This window comes from Pseudomonadota bacterium, from assembly GCA_039196715.1.
GTDB lineage: Bacteria > Pseudomonadota > Gammaproteobacteria > CALCKW01 > CALCKW01 > CALCKW01.
Map to the genome: position 1 here is coordinate 12,359 of JBCCUP010000030.1, position 18,553 is coordinate 30,911.

An 18,553-nucleotide genomic window follows, 5' to 3' on the forward strand; every position below is an offset into this window, starting at 1 on the left:
GCAGTTGACTACGTTCCGCCAAACACCTGGCGGTTGAAGAGACGGTGACCCATGGCTACATCCTCCCCCGACCTCGCCCACGCGCCGTTCTCGGCGTCCCTTGAGCCGGCCTTTTTCTTTTCCGGTGCCGCTCGGGGCGACGTCTTGCAGACCCTGTACGCCGCGGTTGACGGTGGTGATCCTGTTTGCCTCGTCACGGGCGGGCAAGGCAGTGGCAAGAGTGCGCTGGTGTCGGAACTCGAATCCCGACTCGAGCACGTCGCCGACGTGCTCTATCTGCCTCAACCCCAGCTCCCGGCGATGGATCTCTACCGCGCCTTGGCGGAGCAATGCGGCCTGCGGAGCGGCGCGCTCGACAGCGACAAGGCGGTCGAACAGGCGGTCGAGCAGTGTTTGCAAGCGCGTCGCATGCAAGGCCGTCGCACCGTGCTGGTGGTCGAGGAAGCGCAAGCGGCCGCGTCGGCGACGCTGCGCAGCCTGCACCGCATGTGCCACAGCGGCGGAGCGGACCCGTGGTTGCAATTGCTGGTGTTCGCCGACAGCGAGGCAGAGCAGACGGCGCAGTTGCCGCGGTTGTTGACGCCGGTCTCTCACCACGTGGCGTTGGCGGCGCCGACGCCGGAAGACGTGGAGGCGTATTGCAACGAACACCTGCAACGGGCCGGCCGCGGCGCGATTGACGCGCCCGTCGCACGGTCGATTCACGCGCTGTCGAAAGGCTCGTTTCGGCGGATCAATGTCCTGGCTGCCGCGGCGCTCGAACACGCGGATCAGGCCGGTTCGGTGACGCTTGCCGAGGCGCATGTGGACGCTGCGGCCCGGCAGTTCGGCCTGGTGCCGTCCACGGGTGTGGTGTCGGCCGTGCGCGCCCGATTGCGCCGGGTGCCGCGCCTGCGCCGGCCAAGTCTGCCCGCGGTCGGGGCGGTGCCACGTTTGCTGCGCCTCGCCGCAGTGGGCGTCGCGGCGAGCGCGGCCATCACGGCCGTTGTCCTGTCCGTGATGCTCGATCAGTCGACGGACGCCGCGCCGCGTGCTGGTGTCGATGTCGAGCCCGCCGTGGCTGAGGTCGGAGCGGCGCGCGAGATTGAGCGGCGTGCGGTCGTCGAGGACGACGCACCGCTGGCATTGACCGACCCTGTGTCGCCTGTACCGTCAGCGCCGGCCGTCGCCTCGGCGGAGCCGTCGGCACTGCCCGGCGTGCCACGTCAATCACCGTCGCTGGGTGATCCGCGCATCGCTGCGCTCGGTAGAGCCATTGGCCGCTTGGCCACGCGCGTCTCGGATGTGGGTGACGGCGCCTTCGCACTGCGCACCGACGCGGGTTTCAACGGTGACTTCTCCCTGGTCAGGCGCGTCAACGACGCCGCGTTGCGCCTTGGCTCTGCACCGATGTCGAACACGGCACGCGCAGCGGGCGACCCGGTGACACTCGACAACCCCGCTCAGTCGCTGGACATGTGGTTCGGCCAGTCGGGTGATTGGCTGGCGGCCAGCGCGGCCGACCGCTACAGCATCCAGTTGTTGCTGGTGTCGCGTGACTCCGACAAGCTCGCGGATTTCATGGCGACCTTGCCACCGACACTCGACCGCCAGACGATCCGCGCGTTTCCCACCCAGCGCGACGGACGTGCGCTGACCCTGGTGGTGTTTGGCGACTACGCCTCGGCGGACGCGGCGCGTGACGCCATTGCGGCCTTGCCGCGGAGCCTGCGCCGCTTGCAGCCCTTCGTGCGCAGTGTCGGCAGTCTGCGTGGTGTCGTCGCCTCCGCCTGATGTGGCCCCACGTTGCGCGCGCAGCGTCTGTTGTGCGTCGCTGACGTATCGCCGCTGAGACGCCTGTGGCAGGCGTGAGCCGATTTGTGCAACTGTGGGAGTGGACGCCCACGCGGTGATCGCGCTTCACTGCCGGCATGGCAGCGTGGCAATACAACACAACGGCTTGCATTTCGGGACTCCTCCTGTGGGTGTCGCTGTCGGCGTGTGCCAACACGCGTGACCCGGAGCCCCCGTTCTCAGCCGACTGGCGCAACCCGGTGCTGCCCGCGCTGGTGCAGCCGGACCGCTACCCCGTTCCAGCCCCGGCGTCGACTGAGGCTGACACCCTCGTTGATACCGCCGTGCTGGCGGAGGACATAGCGCTAAACCGTTTCGATCTGGTGGCCGAGGGTGTGCCCTGTGGCGCCGTGTTTAACGAGTTGGCCGAACATGCGTCGGTGTCGCTCGCCGTGCACGTGCCGTTGAAGGCTGCTGTCTGGATGCGTGCGCAACAGCGGCCGCTGGACGAGCTGCTCGAATCGCTGGCGAGTCAATGCGGTTGCCGTACCGAGTTGCACGCGAACCGGCTCGACATCCTGCCCGATCGGGCTTTCCTCAGGCACTATCGCGTCGACTACCTCAACGCCACTCGGAGCTTCGAGACGGCGTACACGGTGGACCTGCATGTCGGCACCCCGAGTCGAGAGGCGGTTGCCAGTCGGGCGAGCTCGGCGTCTTCGCTGCAGACGGCGGTGAGCTCGCAGCCGTGGGACGCCGTTGTCGACGGCATCACGGCGCTTGTCGATGCGGCGGGTGACGCGGAGTCGCGGGTGGTCAACGTGAACCGTGAGGCCGGCTTGGTCAGCGTGTTGGCGCGTCAGTCTCACCACACGGATGTAAAACGCTACCTCGACCACATTGTCTCGCGCATGCAGCGCCAGGTGCTCATCGAAGCCAGTGTGATCGAGATCGCCCTCGATGAACGCCATGCCCTCGGGGTTGACTGGCAGCAGCTCGCACAACCTGACGGGTGGAGCTGGGTTCAGCACCTGGGCAGTCGCATCGAGGTCGGCGCAGAAAGCGGTGGTGCGGTGTTGCAATTCAACTCAACCGACACCCGCCACAGCGTGGCTGCGGCCGTGAAAGTGCTGCAGCAGTTCGGTGACGTGCGCGTGGTGTCGACACCGAGGCTGATCGCGCTGAACAACCAGCCGAGCGTGCTCAAGGTGGTCAACAACACGGTGTATTTTTCACTGGATGTCGACCGCGAAGTGAACGGCGAAACCGGCTTGGAACGGCAGTCCGTACGTTCGACCATCCACACGGTACCGGTCGGTCTGATGATGCACGTGACCCCGCAGATCGACTCGGGCGGTGTGGTGTCGCTGAATGTGCGACCCAGTGTGTCCAGGATCATCCGCTATGCCCGTGACCCCAACCCGACGCTCGCCGCGGTTGGAGTGCGAAACGACATTCCGGAAATACAAGTGCGTGAAATTGACACCAGCTTGCGCGTGCGTTCGGGCCAGACGGTGGCACTCGGTGGACTGCGTCAGCTGACCGATGGCAGCCACCGCGGTGCCGTGCCCGGACTCGAACGCCTGCCCCTGGTCGGGCGGCTCTTTACCGCGCGCGACAGTGCACGGCACCAGGTTGAGCTGCTGATCCTGCTGACGCCCCATGTGCTGCCGCTGGAGGACGTTGTATGACCCGCGCTGCCCTCAAACCTGCAATCCCGGTGGGGTGGGTTCGCCCGGGTGTGGTCGTCGCGTTGTTGATAGCCGTTTGCGTGGCGTCTGGTGTGGGTGTGCTGCGCGTCGCCCCCACACCGGTGCGAGACCGAGCTGAGCTGGAGCAGCGCCTTCGCGCTGCGTTGGTGTTGCAACGCGAGGCTGCCGCTTTGCTGTCGACGCCCATGGCCGCAGCGTCACTTGTCACGGCGGTTCAACTGCCACGCTTGCCCGCCGTCGAACCGCGCCGGCCGCAGCCTGCAGCGGCACCCAAGCCGACACCAATGCCACGCGTGCGCGTCTCGGTGCGTGCACTGAGTCCATCAGCGTCGGCCCTCGACCGTGTCCGTGTGCGGTGGGCGCGCGGCGATCGCGAGGCCGCGATCACCCTGGCTCGGGGTGCGGCTCTGCACCTTCAGGACGATGGCCTGGCGCGCGCGGTGGTCGCCATGTCCCGGCGCGCCGGTGTGCCCGTGCCCGTTTCGAGTGCGTTGGTGGCGAAACCGGTGGCGGGTGCGACGGCACCCACTGCGGCGTTGCCGTGAGCACCCCGGCCCAGACGGACCTGGTCCAGTCCCTCGTGCGAGCGGGTCTGTTGACGCGGCACGAACAACACGCCGTGGACAACCTCGTTCAGGCGCTCGGTGAGGGCGCGCTCGGTGCCGTGCGGCGGCTCGACACGGTCGATGCGCAGGTGCTCTTCGAGACACTCGACAGAATCAACCCCTACCCACAGGTGAATATCGACACGGTCGCGCCCGACGCGCGCGCACTGGCGCTCTTTTCGCCGGAGTGGCTGTCGGCGTGGCAGGTCATCCCCTTCGCTTTGTCCGACGGTGGCGATGAGGTATCGGTTGCGTGTGGTCAACCCGGCGACCTCGCAACCCGCGACGCGGTGCAGGCGCAAGTGCCCGATCTCACCGTCCTCTGGTTCCGCTGTGAGCCTCTGGACCTGGCCCGCGCACTGACGCGACTCCGCGCGTCGGCCGAGCGCCTGCAGGCCGTGATCGAGTCGGGTGACGACAACGCCGTGGCGATCGTCGATCAGCTGCTGCAGCGCGCAGTCATACACCGAGCGTCCGACATCCACGTCCAGCCTGAAGCCGGGTTTGCGCGTCTTCGCTTGCGCGTTGACGGTGTGCTCGAGACGGCGGCGCTGGTGTCGTCGTCTCAATGCCAGGCGCTCTGTGTGCGCTTGAAAGTCCTTGCCGGGCTCGATGTCGCAGACTCACGCGCCGTGCAGGACGGCCACGTCACGCGCGTGTTCTGGAGCGAGGAACACCGGTTCCGCCTGTCTGTGTTGCCGACCGACCAGGGCGAGGCGATCGTCCTCCGGGTGCTGTCGACGGACAGCCGGGCCTTGCCCCTCGACGCGTTGGGCATCGATGCCGAGAGCATGGCGCTGTTGCACGGTGCGTTGGCTCGGCACGACGGCCTGCTGCTGATGGCCGGTCCCACCGGCTCGGGTAAGACAACGACCTTGCACGCGCTCCTCGAAACGTACCGCGGGCCGCAACAGAACATTCTGACGCTCGAAGACCCGGCAGAGTACACAGCGCCCTGGTTGCGTCAGAGCAGCATCGATCCGCAGCACGGCATCGACTACGCCGATGGGGTCAGGGCGGCCTTGCGGCAGGACCCGGATGTGATCCTGATCGGCGAAATACGGGATCCGGAATCCGCGCGCATGGCCTGGCGCGCGTCGATGACCGGCCACCGTGTGCTCAGCACCGTGCACGCGTCCAGCGCCGTGGCGGTTGTTCCGCGGCTGGTGGACCTCGGCGTCTCGCGTGCGCTGATCGCCAACCAACTTGCCGCTGTCGTCTCGCAACGGTTGTTGCGACGGCTTTGTGTGCACTGCGCGCCGAGCACGCCGCCGCCGCTTGACGACGCTGTCGGTTGCGACGCGTGTCAGGGTCGCGGCTACCGAGGGCGGCTGGCTGTCGTTGAGGTGCTGCGGTTCGACGACGCCGTGTGCGAGGCCACGGAGATGAACCGGCCGTTGCGTGGGGCCCTCGACGCTGTCGGGTTCGTCCCGCTCGCGCGGCGTGCCTGGCAGGCCGTGTGTGCAGGGCGAACCACCGTGGCAGAGTACCGACGCGTGATCGGCGTGCCGCCGACGGGGCGCGCGTGTGACTAGTTTTGCCTACCGCGCAATCAGCGCAGAGGGCCTGAACGTGGAGGGCGTCTGTGACGCACACGACCTCGATGACCTGTCACGCCAGGTTGCCGCACGCGGTGAGGTACTGGTGCGGGCACGGGCAGCGCGACGGGGCTGGCGAGCCACGCCGAGCACTGCGGAACTGCAGGGGTGGCTCAGCCAGCTGACCGTGTTGATCTCCGCGGGCATCGCGGTGTCGGACGCGCTCGCGCACCTCGCGGACGCCCCGGATCGAACAGGGCCGGTTTCACGGCAGTTGTTGCATGCGCTCGATCGCGGGCTGCCGCTGTCAGACGCCATGTCAGCACAGCCGGGAGTCTTCAACGCGCGGGTCTGCGCGCTGGTGCGGAGCGGGGAGGCGACCGGTTCGCTCGATGCGGCCTTGTTGGCACTGCACGGCATCGCTGAGCGGCGCACCGCGATGGCCTGCCAACTTCGGCGTGCCGTGACCTACCCGGCGCTGACCTTGTTGGTGTTGATGGTGGCTACGCCGCTGCTGCTGGCGATGGTCGTTCCGCAGGTCGCCACGCTCGCCGCGCTGACCGGTGCTGCGTTGCCGTGGTACACGGTGTCGCTGGTGGCGACGGCCGATGCGATCACGGCATGCGGGCCGACAGTGTTGCTTGCGGTCCTCGTCGCCACAGCGGGGCTTGCGCTCGCGTGTCGACTGAACGCGTCCGTCGGCATGGGGTGCGCGCGTGCACAGTTGCGTGTACCCCTGGTTGGCACGGTTCTGTGTCAGGCGCATCTGGCAGTGGCCTGTCGGCAACTTGCGGCGATGCACGGTGCCGGCCTTGTGATCAGCGACGCGCTCGCACTGGCGGCCGAGGGCATCCCGAACCGCTATCTCGCACAGTGCGTGCGCGACGTGGCGATGGATGTCAGCGCCGGTCGGCAGGTGCACCAGGCCATGGCGCGTGGCGCGGTGTTTCCGCGTGTGATGGTACACCTCATTCGCACGGGGGAAGCGAGCGGTCGATTGGAGGACACCGTATCGCACGCGGCCGCTGTGCTGGAACACGCCGTGTCGCGCACCACAGACAGGGCAACCCGGGCGCTCGGGCCGCTGGTGCTCCTGGTGGTGGCCGGACTGCTGGTCTGGCTGGTCGCGGCGTTGTTTCTGCCTCTCTACGACACCCTGTTTTCGCTGGGCAGCGTGTGAGACGGCGGTACGCCATCCTCGAGCACGACACGCTGACCGTGCTCGGTCGGGGCGGGGTGCGCCGCTGGCCCGTGACCGCGCTCGCCACGGACCCGGGTGCCGCGGCCCGCGCCTGTGCGGGTGCCACCCTGGTCGTGGAGTCCGGCACGGTCCAGTCGGCGGTGCTGGACACGGCCGCCGTGCCACCGGCCGATCTGCGCCGCTACTGTCACCATGCCTGGCTTGAACACACGCGAGACGGGTGCGGCAGCTTGCAACGCGTGGGCGAGGTACAGCTGGTGCAGCGAATCGACGGCGCGTCCGGCCTGTCGGCGCTGATGGCGTGGGCCGCGCAACGCCGCGTGGGGTTTCGACGTATCCGGCACGGGGGCCAGCGCGCTGAGGTGGTGTACCGCTGCCTCAGGTCACCGCCGGCCGCCTGTGTGATCGGCTGGGAGGGCGATGCCTGTCGTCACCTCGCGGTGGTGGTGCACGGCACCCTCCTGTGGCACCGCCGCTTGCACCGGGCTGTGGTGTTGTCTGATGCCATGGCTGAAACACACGCTTTTGTGCAGGAGCGTCGGCTGGTCACGGCAGACACCAGGGTGACGCGGGTCTGGGTCGGTCCGTCGGCCGACGGCGATGGCGCAGAGCAGGTGGTCGACCCGGACGAGCTCGCGCGCACGCTGCGACTGGTGCCTGCGCGCAACGCCGCGGCCCGTCGGTCGCCAGAGCTGCCCGTGTTGGTGCTCGACTCGGCACGCAGTGATTTGCGCAACCCGGCCATGCGCTCCAGCGCCCGGTGGCGCGCGGGTGCACACTGCGCTGCGCTCGTGTCTTCTATTGCTCTGGGCGTGCTGCTGTCCGAAGCCTGGCGGGAACGCGCGGCAATCGCGCCGATGGCCTTCGGCGCGCCGACAGAAGCCGATAACAGCGGCCTCGGTACCTATCCGGCGGCTGTGCTGACTGCAGTGCAACGAGACCGCTGGCGGGCGGTGCAGGCGTGGGAGCATCGGCCTGGTGGCGACGTCACGGCCTGGCACGGCGCCATGTTGAGCGCCGCACGCGCTGTCTCAGCGCTGCCGTTGGGGACGCAGCTGCTGGCTGTCGATTGGGTGGCGGACCCGCCAGCGCAGCACCTGCAGCTGGTGTTCGCCCCGCCGTCGCGAGCGGGTTCGCGGCTGCCAACCCTGGCGCTCTTCCTCTCTGATGTCTTGCAGCGACAGGGGTGGGGTGAAAATCCGTCGCACCCAAACGGGCACGGTGCCACGCAGCGCGACACCGCGGGCGGGCTGACACTGTCGTTCAGCAAGGCACTCGGTGAGCGGCGTGAGTGAGCGCGCGCTGTGGGCCCTGACCGTGTTCAACCTGGCTGCGCTCGCCGCCCTGGGGTGGGCGATCGAGGCCGGTCGAGCGCACCGGGACGCGCGGCTGGACCAAAGGCGCGATTGGGTCGACGCGCAGCACGACCGCGCAGCCAAGCAGCACGCTGCGGCGGCTGGCTTTGTTGACGCGCTCGAGCGCGCGGGGCCCGTCAACACATTCGACCCCGCGATCTGGCGCTGGAACGCCGGCCAACTGGATGCCAACCGCTGCCGTGAGGCTGCCAGCCCCTGTGGTCTGTTGTGGATCGACGAAGACGCCAAGGCCGTTTCGGCTGATCGGTCACTCCGCAGTTTGGGGTGGCAGTTGCGCTGGCCGGTCGCACACGGTGTCGACGCGCTCGCGGCCCTGCGGTCACTTGACCTGGCACTCGGGGCCGTTCGGCTGAGCCGCTGCGGCGTGCAACGGGTAGGGTCGATACTGTGGCTCGACTGTACCGGCAGGGTGTTCGGGATGGTCGCGCCGTGACGAAGTGGCTCGGGTTGCTGCTGCTGGTGGTCAGTGGGGTCGCGTCCGCGACGCCGCTGACCGACCTGCGGCTGTTTTACACCCCCGAAGAACGGGCTGCGATCGACGCCCCGACGGTGGGTGATCCCAGTCTGCCCACACCCGACGTGGCGGGTTGGGTTCGCTCCTCGGCTGGTCGATCCGAGTTCGCGCCGGGTGACCGTGGCGGGGCTCGTTCCGGCCTTGTCATTCGGGCTGCGCCGTGAGGTGTCGGGGTGGGGTTGCTGTGATGGTGTTGGTGGCGCTGGGGTCGTTGAGCCTGCTATCCCTGCTGGTGTGGCGGGGTCCGCCGACGGCCGTGCCCATCGACGGCGAGACGCACCGATTGATGCAAGCGCGCTCGGCGCTGATCGAGTACGCCGTGAGTTACCCGCAGAACTACCACAGCAGCTCGGCGGGACCGGGCAAGTTTCCGTGCCCGGACACCAATGGCAACGGCAACAGCGGCCCCCGCTGTGCTGCGTTGGCGATGGGGTTGCTGCCGCGCGACTTTGCCACCTCGCTCGGGGCAGTCCAGGAGCTGCAGCACGATACCAGTACCGCAACCGAGCCGCTGTGGTGGGTGGTAGCCGGGCCGTACCGAAACCGGCCTGCACCGAGCGGCTCGCCGTCGCACGCGATGGTGTTGAACTCGGACACGGTGCCGGTGCTGACGCTCGATGGCGTCGCGGATGTGATCGGGCTGGTCATTGCGCCCGGTCCACCCCTGGCAGGCCAGGCGCGGCTGCCCGGCACGGTGCGTGTCGAGGACTACCTCGAGGGCGAGAACGCCGATGGCGACACCGCCTTTTCACGTGCGGCCGGCAACGACCGGATTGTCGCGATTCGGTGGCGCGATGTGATGCCGTTGGTCGAGCGTCAAGCGGTGGCGGCGGTGCGAGCGTCGGTGCGGGGGTACTACCTCGCCCACGGCCGGTTCCCCCACCTCGGCAGGCTCGGTGCGCTGGACAGTGCGGGTGACCTGCCGTGCTCGGCGTGTCACATGCAGGGGTGGGTCTCGGTACCGCGCTACCGGGCCGCTGCCGGTGCGGCGACGATGCAAACCTGTGTCGACGCGCTCGGCGGTGCGGTCGAGCAGCCGGTGGTCGACCTCCCCGCGTGGTTGGTTCGCAACTTCTGGCACACGCGTGTCTGGCTTCACCTGGCTGGCGACGACTGTGGCGCTGCGCCCCGGGTGGACGGGCGTGCGGTGTCGGGGGTGTTCGTCGGGGTGGGTCCGCCGCTGGAGATGCCGCCGAGCGGTGTGCGCCAGACACGCGCGGTGCCCGCGCTCGAGCACTACCTCGACCACCCGGTCAACACGGACGGCGACCACCTCTACACCCGGTACCCCGGGGGGAACGACACCTGGGTGCTGTTGTCGCCGGGTGCCCCCTGATGCCCACTGGGCGCGACCGTGGCTTCACGCTGCTCGAAGTGGCGCTCGTGCTCGTGGTGCTGTCCATCCTGCTGTCAGGGTTGTTGACCCCGCTGGGGTCGGCGCGCGAAGCACACCGCCGTGCGGTGCAGCGCGTCCAGTGGCAGCAGCTCGAGACTGCCCTGGTGGGCCACCTGTTGGCGCGTGGCCGGCTGCCGTGTGCAGCAACGGCCGACAGCGCCGGGCACGAAGTGATGTCGTCAACCGGGTGTCAGGCCTACGCTGGCTTTGTGCCGGTTGCGTCGCTGGGCGTCTCCGGTTCGGTTGACCGGCAGGGACGGTTGCTCGATGCCTGGTACCGTCCGCTCCGATACCGGCTATCCGCGTCTGACAACGACGGTGATGGACGCGCTGACTACGCCGTCACCGACGGTGTCGTGCTGCAGGCGCCGATCTCGATCCGGGCTGACAACCGCATCGTGCACGCTGTCGACGCGGCATGCGGCAGCACGGCGACCCGCGCCGACGGCGTGGTTGTGGTGTTGGTGTCGGAGGGGCAGGGCGCCGTGCGCAGTGCGGCTGAGCGCGAGAACCTCGACGACGACAACCGTTTCGTCAGCCGGGGTGTCAGCGACGTGCCGGCGTGTGCTTTCGACGACGCGGTGCACTGGGTGACGGAGAACCGCATTCTGACGCTGCTGCTGCGAGCGGGTGTACTGCCGCGCAGCGACTGACCATTCCGAGACAGGTGTTGGCGCATTCGACCGTCCGACGTCTGCTCGACCACACCGGATGTCTGACCGTGGGTGTGGCGCCATCAAGTTCGTCTGCGCCTCACCGATCTGTGCTCTGAGGTGACGCGCTGATCGGCAGGGAGCCGTGCGCGTGCCGATGTGTCCACATGAGCAAGGAAGCCCGGATGAAGCAGGGAAGCGTGGCGTGGCGTGTGGTGTGCCTGATGGCGTGGGCGTGGTTCGCAACGCCCGCCCAGGCGGCGGACACCGACCTGCCTGTGGCTCGCATCTACCTTGACGCCGACAGGCAACACCACGTGCAAGCCGCTGCGTCCATTGAACTTGGCGTGCGCGCGGCGCTGTACTCGGTGGGCAACCGGGCCGGTGGCTACCGGCTGGAGGTCGTGCCTCTGGACCACCGCGGCAACGTCAAGCGTTCCAAGTTGAACATGTTGACGTACCTCGCTGACGACGCAGCCCTCGCGTTTGTCGGCGGCATGCACTCACCCCCGTATTTGCGCTACAAGGCGTTCATCAACACGAAACGCGTGCTCACGCTGCTGCCCTGGTCGGCCGCTGGCCCACTGACGCGCGTGGAGAGCGGCGAAAACTGGGTGTTTCGCCTGTCGATCGATGACACAAAGGCCGCCGAGCGGTTGGTCGATTTTGCCCTCAATCAACAGGACTGCCAGCGTCCGGCACTGCTGCTCTGGGAGTCGGGTTGGGGGCGCACCAACCACAAGACCCTGACGACGTCCCTGGCGCGCGCCGGCCACGACGCGGTGCCGGTGTTTTATTTTCCGGGCAGCCTGGCGCGGACCGATGCCTATCTTCTGGCCACAAAGGTGTACGACGCGGGCATTGATTGCGCAGTGTTGGTCGCCAACGCGCCGGAGGGGGTGCAGGTGGTGTCGGAGTTGTCTCGGCTGCCCGAACCGCCGCGTGTCATCAGCCATTGGGGCATCACCGGTGGGGACTTCAAACACACCGTGGCAGCGCCCACCCGTGATCGAGTCGACCTGCACTTTCTGCAAACCTGCTACGCCCCGGTGGGTTCGGATGTGTCACCGTTGCTCGACGACGCCTGGCGGCACGCGCAGGCCGTGGGCGCGGACGTGCTGTCGCTGTCGCAGCTCGATGCGCCTGCCGGCTTCTTCCATGCCTACGACCTCACCCTGCTGCTGATTGCAGCGCTCGAGGAGAGCGGTGCGCAGCCCGACGTCGAGACGCTGCGGTGGCGGGTGCGCGAGACGCTGGAGAGCCTGTCCGAACCGGTCGCGGGGCTCATGCGGACGTACCGGAAACCGTTCGCGGCCTTTGCCGCGGCCACGCCGGACGCGCACGAAGCCCTGGGCCTTGATGACATGTGCATGGCTCGGTGGGATGACGACGGCCGGATGGTGACGCGGCTTGGGCGGGATCGTTGAGCATGCCGATCCAACCGTTGTCTCGGCAACACGAGACGGGCGCACAGCGATGAGCCCGTCTCGTGCTGCACTGCCCGCCTTCTGGACCTTCATCGTACTGGGTCTGATGGTATCGCTTGCCTTCGGCATGGCGGCCATCTGGCGTGCAGCGCAAGCACCCCTCGACAGCGCCCGCGACGACTTCGTGCTCATGCAGAATCGCCTGATCGAGGATTGGATCGATTTTCAGCTTGACAGTTACGTAGAGGGGCTGCGCTACCTGGCGTCCAAGCCTCTGGTGATCTCAACGGCGATCGGCGAGTCGATGGACAACAAGGGCCTGTCGCAACTCATCTCCCAGTTCGACCTGTTGCCGAGCATGACGCACATCGAGGTGATTGACGTGCTGGGCGAGCGGTTGGCCGTGCGTCCGGTCGCGCCGGAGTGGTACGGCGTCTACTCGGGCTCCGAGTTGCTCGACGTCGCAAACCGTCAACTCGGCAGCGCGGACATCAGCGTGGGGAACCGGCTGTCCAACGGGCAGAACATCGTACTGGTGACGGTGCCTGTGCTGTATTCCGGAAACGTTGAGGGCGCTGTCGTTGCGAATTTTCATCTTGATGTCAGCGCCACCGACTTCAGTGACATGGGGCTGCAATCGGCCACACTCATTGAAACCCGGTTGATGGAAGAGGTGCCGGTCTCGCATGGCGAAATCCTGCGTAGCCTCGACACGCCCGGTGTGATTCTCAAGACCCACTGGAATGACGACCGGCTACGCGCGAGCAAGAAAGCCCTGATCGCCACGCTGTCGCAGAGCCTGTTCGTCGCCATGGCGGTGGCTTTTCTGGGCTTGGGTGTCTTTGGTCACCTGATGATTGCCAAACAGCGTCGTGTGTTGCGTCGTTCGCACGCCGAGTTGCTCGCGAGCGAGCAACGCGCAAGTGAACTGGCCGAAGTGGCTGAGAACGCCAACGACGCCGTCGTCATCGCCGACCGGAACGGCCTCGTGCTTTGGATCAACCGCAGCATGTCGGCGTTGTCGGGCTATGGCCTCGAGGAGATGCGGGGGCGGGCGCCGGGGACGCTATTGCAGGGCCCCGACACCGACCCGGACGACGTGGTGCTGTTGCGCGACGCGGTGCGCGAGGCAAGGCCCGTGCGCACGGAAGTCTTGAACTACACGAAGTCAGGCGACGCGTACTGGGTCGAGATCGCGTTGACGCCCGTTCTGGAGCCGAACGGCGATGTGCGCCGGTTCATCGCGGTCGAACGTGACATCACCGAACAGAAGCAACGGCGCGAGTTGGAAGCGCAGTTGCACGCGGCGCGCAAATTGGAGGCGGTTGGGCAGTTGGCTGCTGGCATTGCCCACGAGATCAACACACCCTGCCAGTACGTCGGCGACAACATCGTCTTCTTCGCCGATGCCCTCGATGAGCTCACGCCGGTCATGGAGGCGGTTGCCCAGCTTGTTGAGGCCCCGTCCGGCGCGGCACCGGATGCGGCGGTTTGGGCCGACGTCAAACGCCTTGCCAGTGAGGCGGACCTCGCCTTTCTGATGGCTGAGTTGCCTGACTCGATTGGCCAGGCCAGGGAGGGTGTGTCCCGCATCTCGGAAATCGTTCGTGCCATGAAGGACTTCTCCCACCCCGGCACGGAAAAACAGTTGATCGATCTCAATCGGTCGGTCGAGAGCTGTCTGACCGTGTCACGCAGTGAGTGGAAATACGTCGCCGTGCCAGCCCTTTCGTTGGCGCCCGAGCTGCCACGGGTCCGTGTGAGTCCGGGAGAAATCAACCAAGTGTGCGTCAACATCATCGTCAACGCCGCGCACGCCATTGCCGATCGCCATGACGGCCAGACGGGGGTGCAGGGCCAGATATCCGTTTCGACACGGCAGGAGGGCGACACTGTGGTGATCGAAATCGGCGACAACGGCTGCGGTATGCCGGAGGACGTGAAAGACAAGATTTTCAACCCATTCTTCACGACCAAGGAAGTCGGTCGGGGCACCGGTCAGGGCCTGGCCATCGCCCACGACATCGTCGTGAAGCGGCACGGCGGCGCGTTGCGCGTCGAAAGTGAAGAGGGGGTGGGGACCCGCTTTCTGATTGAGCTGCCATTGGGACAGCCCGACCAGGTGGTGCCGTTCGAGGACGCCGCCTGAGGCTAGCGTGTGCCGGACGGCTCGGTCGACCGACCCCGTTACGGGGTCGGTTTGAAGGCGGCCTTAGGCTTCGATGCCGGCGACCGCCTTGACCTCGAGAAAGTCCTCCAGGCCCCAGACGCCTCCCTCTCTGCCGTTTCCGGATTGTTTGTATCCGCCGAACGGTGAGCAGGCTCCGAGTGACTTGCCGTTGACTTCGACCATGCCCGAGCGCAACTGACGTGCCACCCGGCTTGCACGTGCTGTGTCCTGGGTCTGGAGGTAGTTGGTCAGGCCGTAGGCTGTGTCGTTGGCGATCGCGACCGCTTCTTCCTCAGTGTCGAACGGGATGATTGAAAGCACAGGGCCGAAGATCTCTTCGCGCGCAATCGTCATGTCGTTGTTCACATCGGCGAACACCGTGGGTTGAACGTAGTAACCCTTGTCCAGCCCCTCGGGCCGACCGGGGCCACCTGCAACCAACCGCGCACCCTCGTCGATGCCCTTCTGAATCAGCGCTTGAATCTTGTTGTATTGCAGCTCCGACACGACCGGGCCAATGTGTCGGCCGTCGTTGGCGGCGTTGTCCACAGCCGTCTTGCCTGCTGTTTCGGCTGCGATTCGCACAGCCTCGTCGTAGTAGCCTCGCTCCACCAGCATGCGGGTCGGCGCGTTGCAGGACTGGCCACTGTTGTTGAAACAATGGCGAGCCCCGCGCACCACGGCCTTCTCATCGGCGTCAGCGAAAATCAGGTTGGCGCCTTTGCCACCAAGCTCGAGACTGACGCGTTTGACCGAGGGCGCGGCGTTCTGGGTGATTGCCGTGCCAGCGCGCGTGGATCCGGTGAACGAGATCATGTCGACATCCGGGTGCCCGGAGAGCTGCGTGCCCACGCCGGTGCCGTCTCCGTTGACGAGGTTGAACACACCGGGGGGGAAGCCCGCTTCGTGCATGAATTCAGCAAACAGGTACGACGAGAGCGGGGCAATTTCCGACGGCTTGAGCACCATGGTGCAGCCGGCGCCGATGGCCGGTGCGACCTTGAGCGTGACCTGGTTCATCGGCCAGTTCCACGGCGTGATCAGGCCGCAGACCCCGATGGGTTCCATGATGATGTGATTGTCTGGCGCATGCGCTCCGAGTGGCCGTTCGAAAGAGAAGTCTTCGAGCACCTTGAGAAAGTTTCGCAGGTGGTAGGTGCCTGCACCGGTTTGTGCTTGTTTCGCCAGCGCGATGGGCGCCCCCATCTCGAGGGAGATCGCCTCGGCCATCTCGTCGCCGCGTGCGTCGTAGATGTCGGCGAGTTTGGTCAGCATGGCGACACGCTCGGCCTTGGGCGTGGCGGCCCAGGCCGGGAACGCGGCACGCGCTGCTGCGACGGCCGCATCGGTGTCCGACTGGTCGCCCAGTGAGATGACCGCACAGACCGACTCGTCGGATGGGTTGATCACGTCGAAATCACGGGCAGTGTGGGGCGCGACCCAGTGTCCGTTGATGTAGAAAAGGCGTTTGTCGAGCATGGCAATTCCTTGTATCGGGTTTGACACCGCACCGGTGTGATGAAGAGGCGGCGCGAGGGTTTGGCTGGTGTGTCCAGCAGGGTAGACAGGCCAGGTCCGGAGCGCGTCGCCGGAATACCTCGATTATCACGTCCTGAGCCTGCCCTGCGCAATCGGACGTTGCGCTCTTGTCCCGTCAGTGTCGTGTCAGTGGGTTGCCTGTGTGCGCCGTGGCCGGTGACAGACGCCCGGTGGCTGGTCGGGGGGCGTCAGTTCGTGCCACCTGGCGCGGGCGAAATCGGTTTGCCGAGGGCCTCCACCACTTCGGCGTTCGGCAGGGCGGTGAGCAGGTCCGGCGCCGCGATGATCTTGCTGCGCCGGTCGCCACCGCCGAGCACCACACGCTCGAGTGTCATGATGGCGGCGTCGATCCAGAGTGGCAGGGTCTCCGGCAAGCCGATCGGGGTAACGCCACCCAGCGCCATGCCCGTGAGCTCAAGCGTTTGCTCCGGGCTTGCAAATGAGACCCGACGTGACCCCAGTTTCTTTCGAGCGACCTTGTTGACATCCAGGCGGCAACTCGCAAGCACCAGGCAGGCTGCGTATCTCTGCTCCCCGCTCTTGCCTCGGATCACCAGGAGGTTTGCCGATTCGGCCAGGCTATAGCCGTACTGTGCGCAGAAGGCCGCCGTGTCAGCGTGCTCTGGGTCGCACTCGATGATGCTGTAGTCAGCGCCTGTCCGCTCTAGAAACGGGGTCAAGGGATGGGTTTGCATGGGTATCTCGTTCGCATTCCTTCGGGAATCGGTGCGGTGGTACACGGGTACCCATTCGCTTTTTCAGCGGGGGCGGAGCAGTTCAGTCGCCGCATTGGCCGAAAGCGCAATAGGCCGCCCGCAGCTTGTCGACACGTGCACGGTATCGCCGTTTTCGGTGGCGGTTTGGATGGCCAGTAGCACTTCCAGCACGTGTGTGGCCAACGCCAAGGTGCACCTGTGTGGACGATTCTGTCGTATCGCGCTGGCCATGTCAGCCAGACCGACGCCTCGGTAGTTTGCTCGAGGCTGGTCGGCGGCATCGGCTTCATTCTCGACCGCCAGAGGGTGTTCGATTGCAAGACGCTGACCGGTCGGGTGTCGGTCGGTGCACAACACGATCGCGCCACCAAAGAAGTTCGGGTCAGGCAACGTCAGGCTGCCGTGCTCGCCGTACAGCTCCATCGGGAGGTGGCTGTGGTGTTGCACGTCCCAGCTGGTGCCCAGGGTGACCACGGCGCCGGAGGCGAAGCCGAGGACCGCGTGCACTGTCGTTGGCGTCTCGACCGGGATCACCTCCCCGGCGCGCGGTTCGGACAGCACCGTGCGCTGGGAGCGGCCGCGGTTGCCCAGCGCGACGACCTGCTCGACCGGACCGAGCAGGTGCACGAGTTGGGTGACGTAGTACGGTCCCATGTCCAGCACCGGCCCGGCACCCGCCTGAAAGAAAAACGCCGGGTTCGGGTGCCAGTGTTCCATGCCTCGGCCCATCATGTGGGCAGTGCCGCTGGTGATGCGCCCGAGGATGCCGTTGTCGACAAGCTGCCGGGCGCGCTGGTGGGCACCGCCGAGGAAGGTGTCGGGCGCGGCGCCGACGCGGACGCCGTGCGCGTCCGCAGCCTGCGCGAGCGCAGTGGCCTCCTGCAGGCTGCTCACGACCGGCTTTTCGCAGTAGACGTGCTTGCCGGCAGAGACCGCTGCGTGCGCGACAGCGAAATGGGCGCGGGGCGGCGTCAGGTTGGCAACCACGTCGATGTCGCCCTGGGCCAGCAGCGACTCGACAGAGAGCGCTGTCAACCCGTGTTCGGCCGCGCGTGCCCGGGCGGCCTCGGGGTTGAGGTCGGCACAGGCCACGATCTCGATGTCGCCGAACGACGGAGCCAAACGGAGGTAGGTGCGAGCGATGTCGCCGCAACCGACGAGTCCGACGCGCACGGGAGCGGTGCGCATTCAGCCCTCGGCAAGCGCGGTCAGGGCCGCGAGTGAACGCGCGGCAAACCGGGCGTCGTCGGACGGGCGATCGTGTTCCACGACAAAACTGGCCGCCTGCGTGTTTCGGCACAATGGCCACAGCGTGTGCCACGGCATCGTGCCGTCGCCAACATCGGTCCAGCCGTCCTCGTCGGTGTGCTCGCGCGCGGGCGCGAGGTCTTTGATGTGCAGGGAGGTGATGCGGTCGGCCCAGTGCGTGAGCCAGTGGGCCGGGTCGCCGCCGGCTCGTGCTATCCACGCGAGGTCGGCCTGCCAGCCGATGTGTGGGGCCGCCTGAAGCAGCAGAGCCATCGGCTGTGCGCCGTCGGCCAGGGGGACGAACTCGAAGTCGTGGTTGTGCCAGCCAAACGCGATGCCGTGCTCGCCGAGCTGCTCGGCGACACGCTCGAGGCGGGCGCCGAGGTGCTGCCAACCCGCGCGGTCAACCGGACGGTCAGCGGGGGCAAGGTAGGGGGCGTACACCTGCGATGCGTTGAACAGCGCCGCCAGTCGCACGCACGCGTCGATCGAGGATTCAAGCGCATCGAGTGGCCAGTGCAGGCTTGGCATGCGGAGTCCGGATTGCAGCAGCAGGTCACGCACGGTGGCGGCGTCGTCGAGGATGGCAGGGTAGCCTTCGACCTGGGTATAGCCGGTGGCGGCGAGCATGCGCAGTGTACGCGCGAGGGGTGGGTGCCCGCGCGAGCTGTACAACTGATAGGAA

Annotated in this window: 16 protein-coding genes; 12 read left to right on the top strand and 4 right to left on the bottom strand. The window is 66.9% G+C overall.

Translation table 11 applies throughout. The features are described from left to right. Window positions 1-51: 51 nt before the first annotated feature. From AAGA11_11880 to AAGA11_11935, 12 genes are all read left to right on the top strand, one after another. The gene (locus tag AAGA11_11880; GenBank protein ID MEM9603555.1) at window positions 52-1,773 is read left to right on the top strand and encodes an AAA family ATPase; all 1,722 of its coding nucleotides are present in this window, start codon (window positions 52-54) and stop codon (window positions 1,771-1,773) included. Window positions 1,774-1,910: 137 nt separating this feature from the next. Then, window positions 1,911-3,464 carry a hypothetical protein gene (locus tag AAGA11_11885; protein MEM9603556.1) on the top strand — a complete coding sequence of 518 codons (1,554 nt, stop codon included), beginning with the start codon at window positions 1,911-1,913 and terminating at the stop codon, window positions 3,462-3,464. Continuing rightward, the gene (locus AAGA11_11890; protein MEM9603557.1) at window positions 3,461-4,030 is read left to right on the top strand and encodes a hypothetical protein; all 570 of its coding nucleotides are present in this window, start codon (window positions 3,461-3,463) and stop codon (window positions 4,028-4,030) included. The genes AAGA11_11885 and AAGA11_11890 overlap by 4 nt, the downstream gene beginning before the upstream one ends. After that, window positions 4,027-5,625: a GspE/PulE family protein gene (locus AAGA11_11895; protein ID MEM9603558.1), complete on the top strand. Its 1,599-nt coding sequence runs from the start codon at window positions 4,027-4,029 to the stop codon at window positions 5,623-5,625. Before AAGA11_11890 ends, AAGA11_11895 begins: the two co-directional genes overlap by 4 nt. Next, window positions 5,618-6,808 carry a type II secretion system F family protein gene (locus tag AAGA11_11900; GenBank protein ID MEM9603559.1) on the top strand — a complete coding sequence of 397 codons (1,191 nt, stop codon included), beginning with the start codon at window positions 5,618-5,620 and terminating at the stop codon, window positions 6,806-6,808. Before AAGA11_11895 ends, AAGA11_11900 begins: the two co-directional genes overlap by 8 nt. Then, window positions 6,805-8,124 carry a hypothetical protein gene (locus AAGA11_11905; protein MEM9603560.1) on the top strand — a complete coding sequence of 440 codons (1,320 nt, stop codon included), beginning with the start codon at window positions 6,805-6,807 and terminating at the stop codon, window positions 8,122-8,124. The genes AAGA11_11900 and AAGA11_11905 overlap by 4 nt, the downstream gene beginning before the upstream one ends. Further along, a complete protein-coding gene (locus AAGA11_11910; protein MEM9603561.1) occupies window positions 8,117-8,638 on the top strand; it encodes a hypothetical protein in 522 nt (173 codons plus the stop codon). Before AAGA11_11905 ends, AAGA11_11910 begins: the two co-directional genes overlap by 8 nt. Further along, a complete protein-coding gene (locus AAGA11_11915; protein ID MEM9603562.1) occupies window positions 8,635-8,883 on the top strand; it encodes a hypothetical protein in 249 nt (82 codons plus the stop codon). The genes AAGA11_11910 and AAGA11_11915 overlap by 4 nt, the downstream gene beginning before the upstream one ends. Before the next feature lie 20 nt (window positions 8,884-8,903). Next, entirely contained in the window at window positions 8,904-10,055 is a 1,152-nt protein-coding gene (locus tag AAGA11_11920; GenBank protein ID MEM9603563.1) for a hypothetical protein, read from the top strand. After that, window positions 10,055-10,768, top strand: coding sequence for a prepilin-type N-terminal cleavage/methylation domain-containing protein (locus tag AAGA11_11925; protein ID MEM9603564.1), 714 nt, complete (start codon window positions 10,055-10,057; stop codon window positions 10,766-10,768). Before AAGA11_11920 ends, AAGA11_11925 begins: the two co-directional genes overlap by 1 nt. A 167-nt stretch (window positions 10,769-10,935) precedes the next feature. After that, the gene (locus tag AAGA11_11930) at window positions 10,936-12,195 is read left to right on the top strand and encodes an ABC transporter substrate-binding protein (protein ID MEM9603565.1); all 1,260 of its coding nucleotides are present in this window, start codon (window positions 10,936-10,938) and stop codon (window positions 12,193-12,195) included. A 49-nt stretch (window positions 12,196-12,244) separates the two neighbouring features. Continuing rightward, a complete protein-coding gene (locus AAGA11_11935) occupies window positions 12,245-14,344 on the top strand; it encodes an ATP-binding protein (protein MEM9603566.1) in 2,100 nt (699 codons plus the stop codon). A gap of 63 nt (window positions 14,345-14,407) precedes the next feature. On the opposite strand, the gene AAGA11_11940 is transcribed toward AAGA11_11935, so the two are convergent. From AAGA11_11940 to AAGA11_11955, 4 genes are all read right to left on the bottom strand, one after another. Continuing rightward, window positions 14,408-15,844 carry an aldehyde dehydrogenase family protein gene (locus tag AAGA11_11940; GenBank protein ID MEM9603567.1) on the bottom strand — a complete coding sequence of 479 codons (1,437 nt, stop codon included), beginning with the start codon at window positions 15,842-15,844 and terminating at the stop codon, window positions 14,408-14,410. A 248-nt stretch (window positions 15,845-16,092) separates the two neighbouring features. Beyond that, entirely contained in the window at window positions 16,093-16,599 is a 507-nt protein-coding gene (locus AAGA11_11945; GenBank protein ID MEM9603568.1) for a YbaK/EbsC family protein, read from the bottom strand. Between the two features lie 63 nt (window positions 16,600-16,662). Further along, on the bottom strand, window positions 16,663-17,808 hold the full coding sequence (locus AAGA11_11950; GenBank protein MEM9603569.1) for a Gfo/Idh/MocA family oxidoreductase: 1,146 nt from the start codon (window positions 17,806-17,808) through the stop codon (window positions 16,663-16,665). Further along, window positions 17,809-18,498 carry a sugar phosphate isomerase/epimerase gene (locus AAGA11_11955; GenBank protein MEM9603570.1) on the bottom strand — a complete coding sequence of 230 codons (690 nt, stop codon included), beginning with the start codon at window positions 18,496-18,498 and terminating at the stop codon, window positions 17,809-17,811. Between the last annotated feature and the right edge of the window lie 55 nt (window positions 18,499-18,553).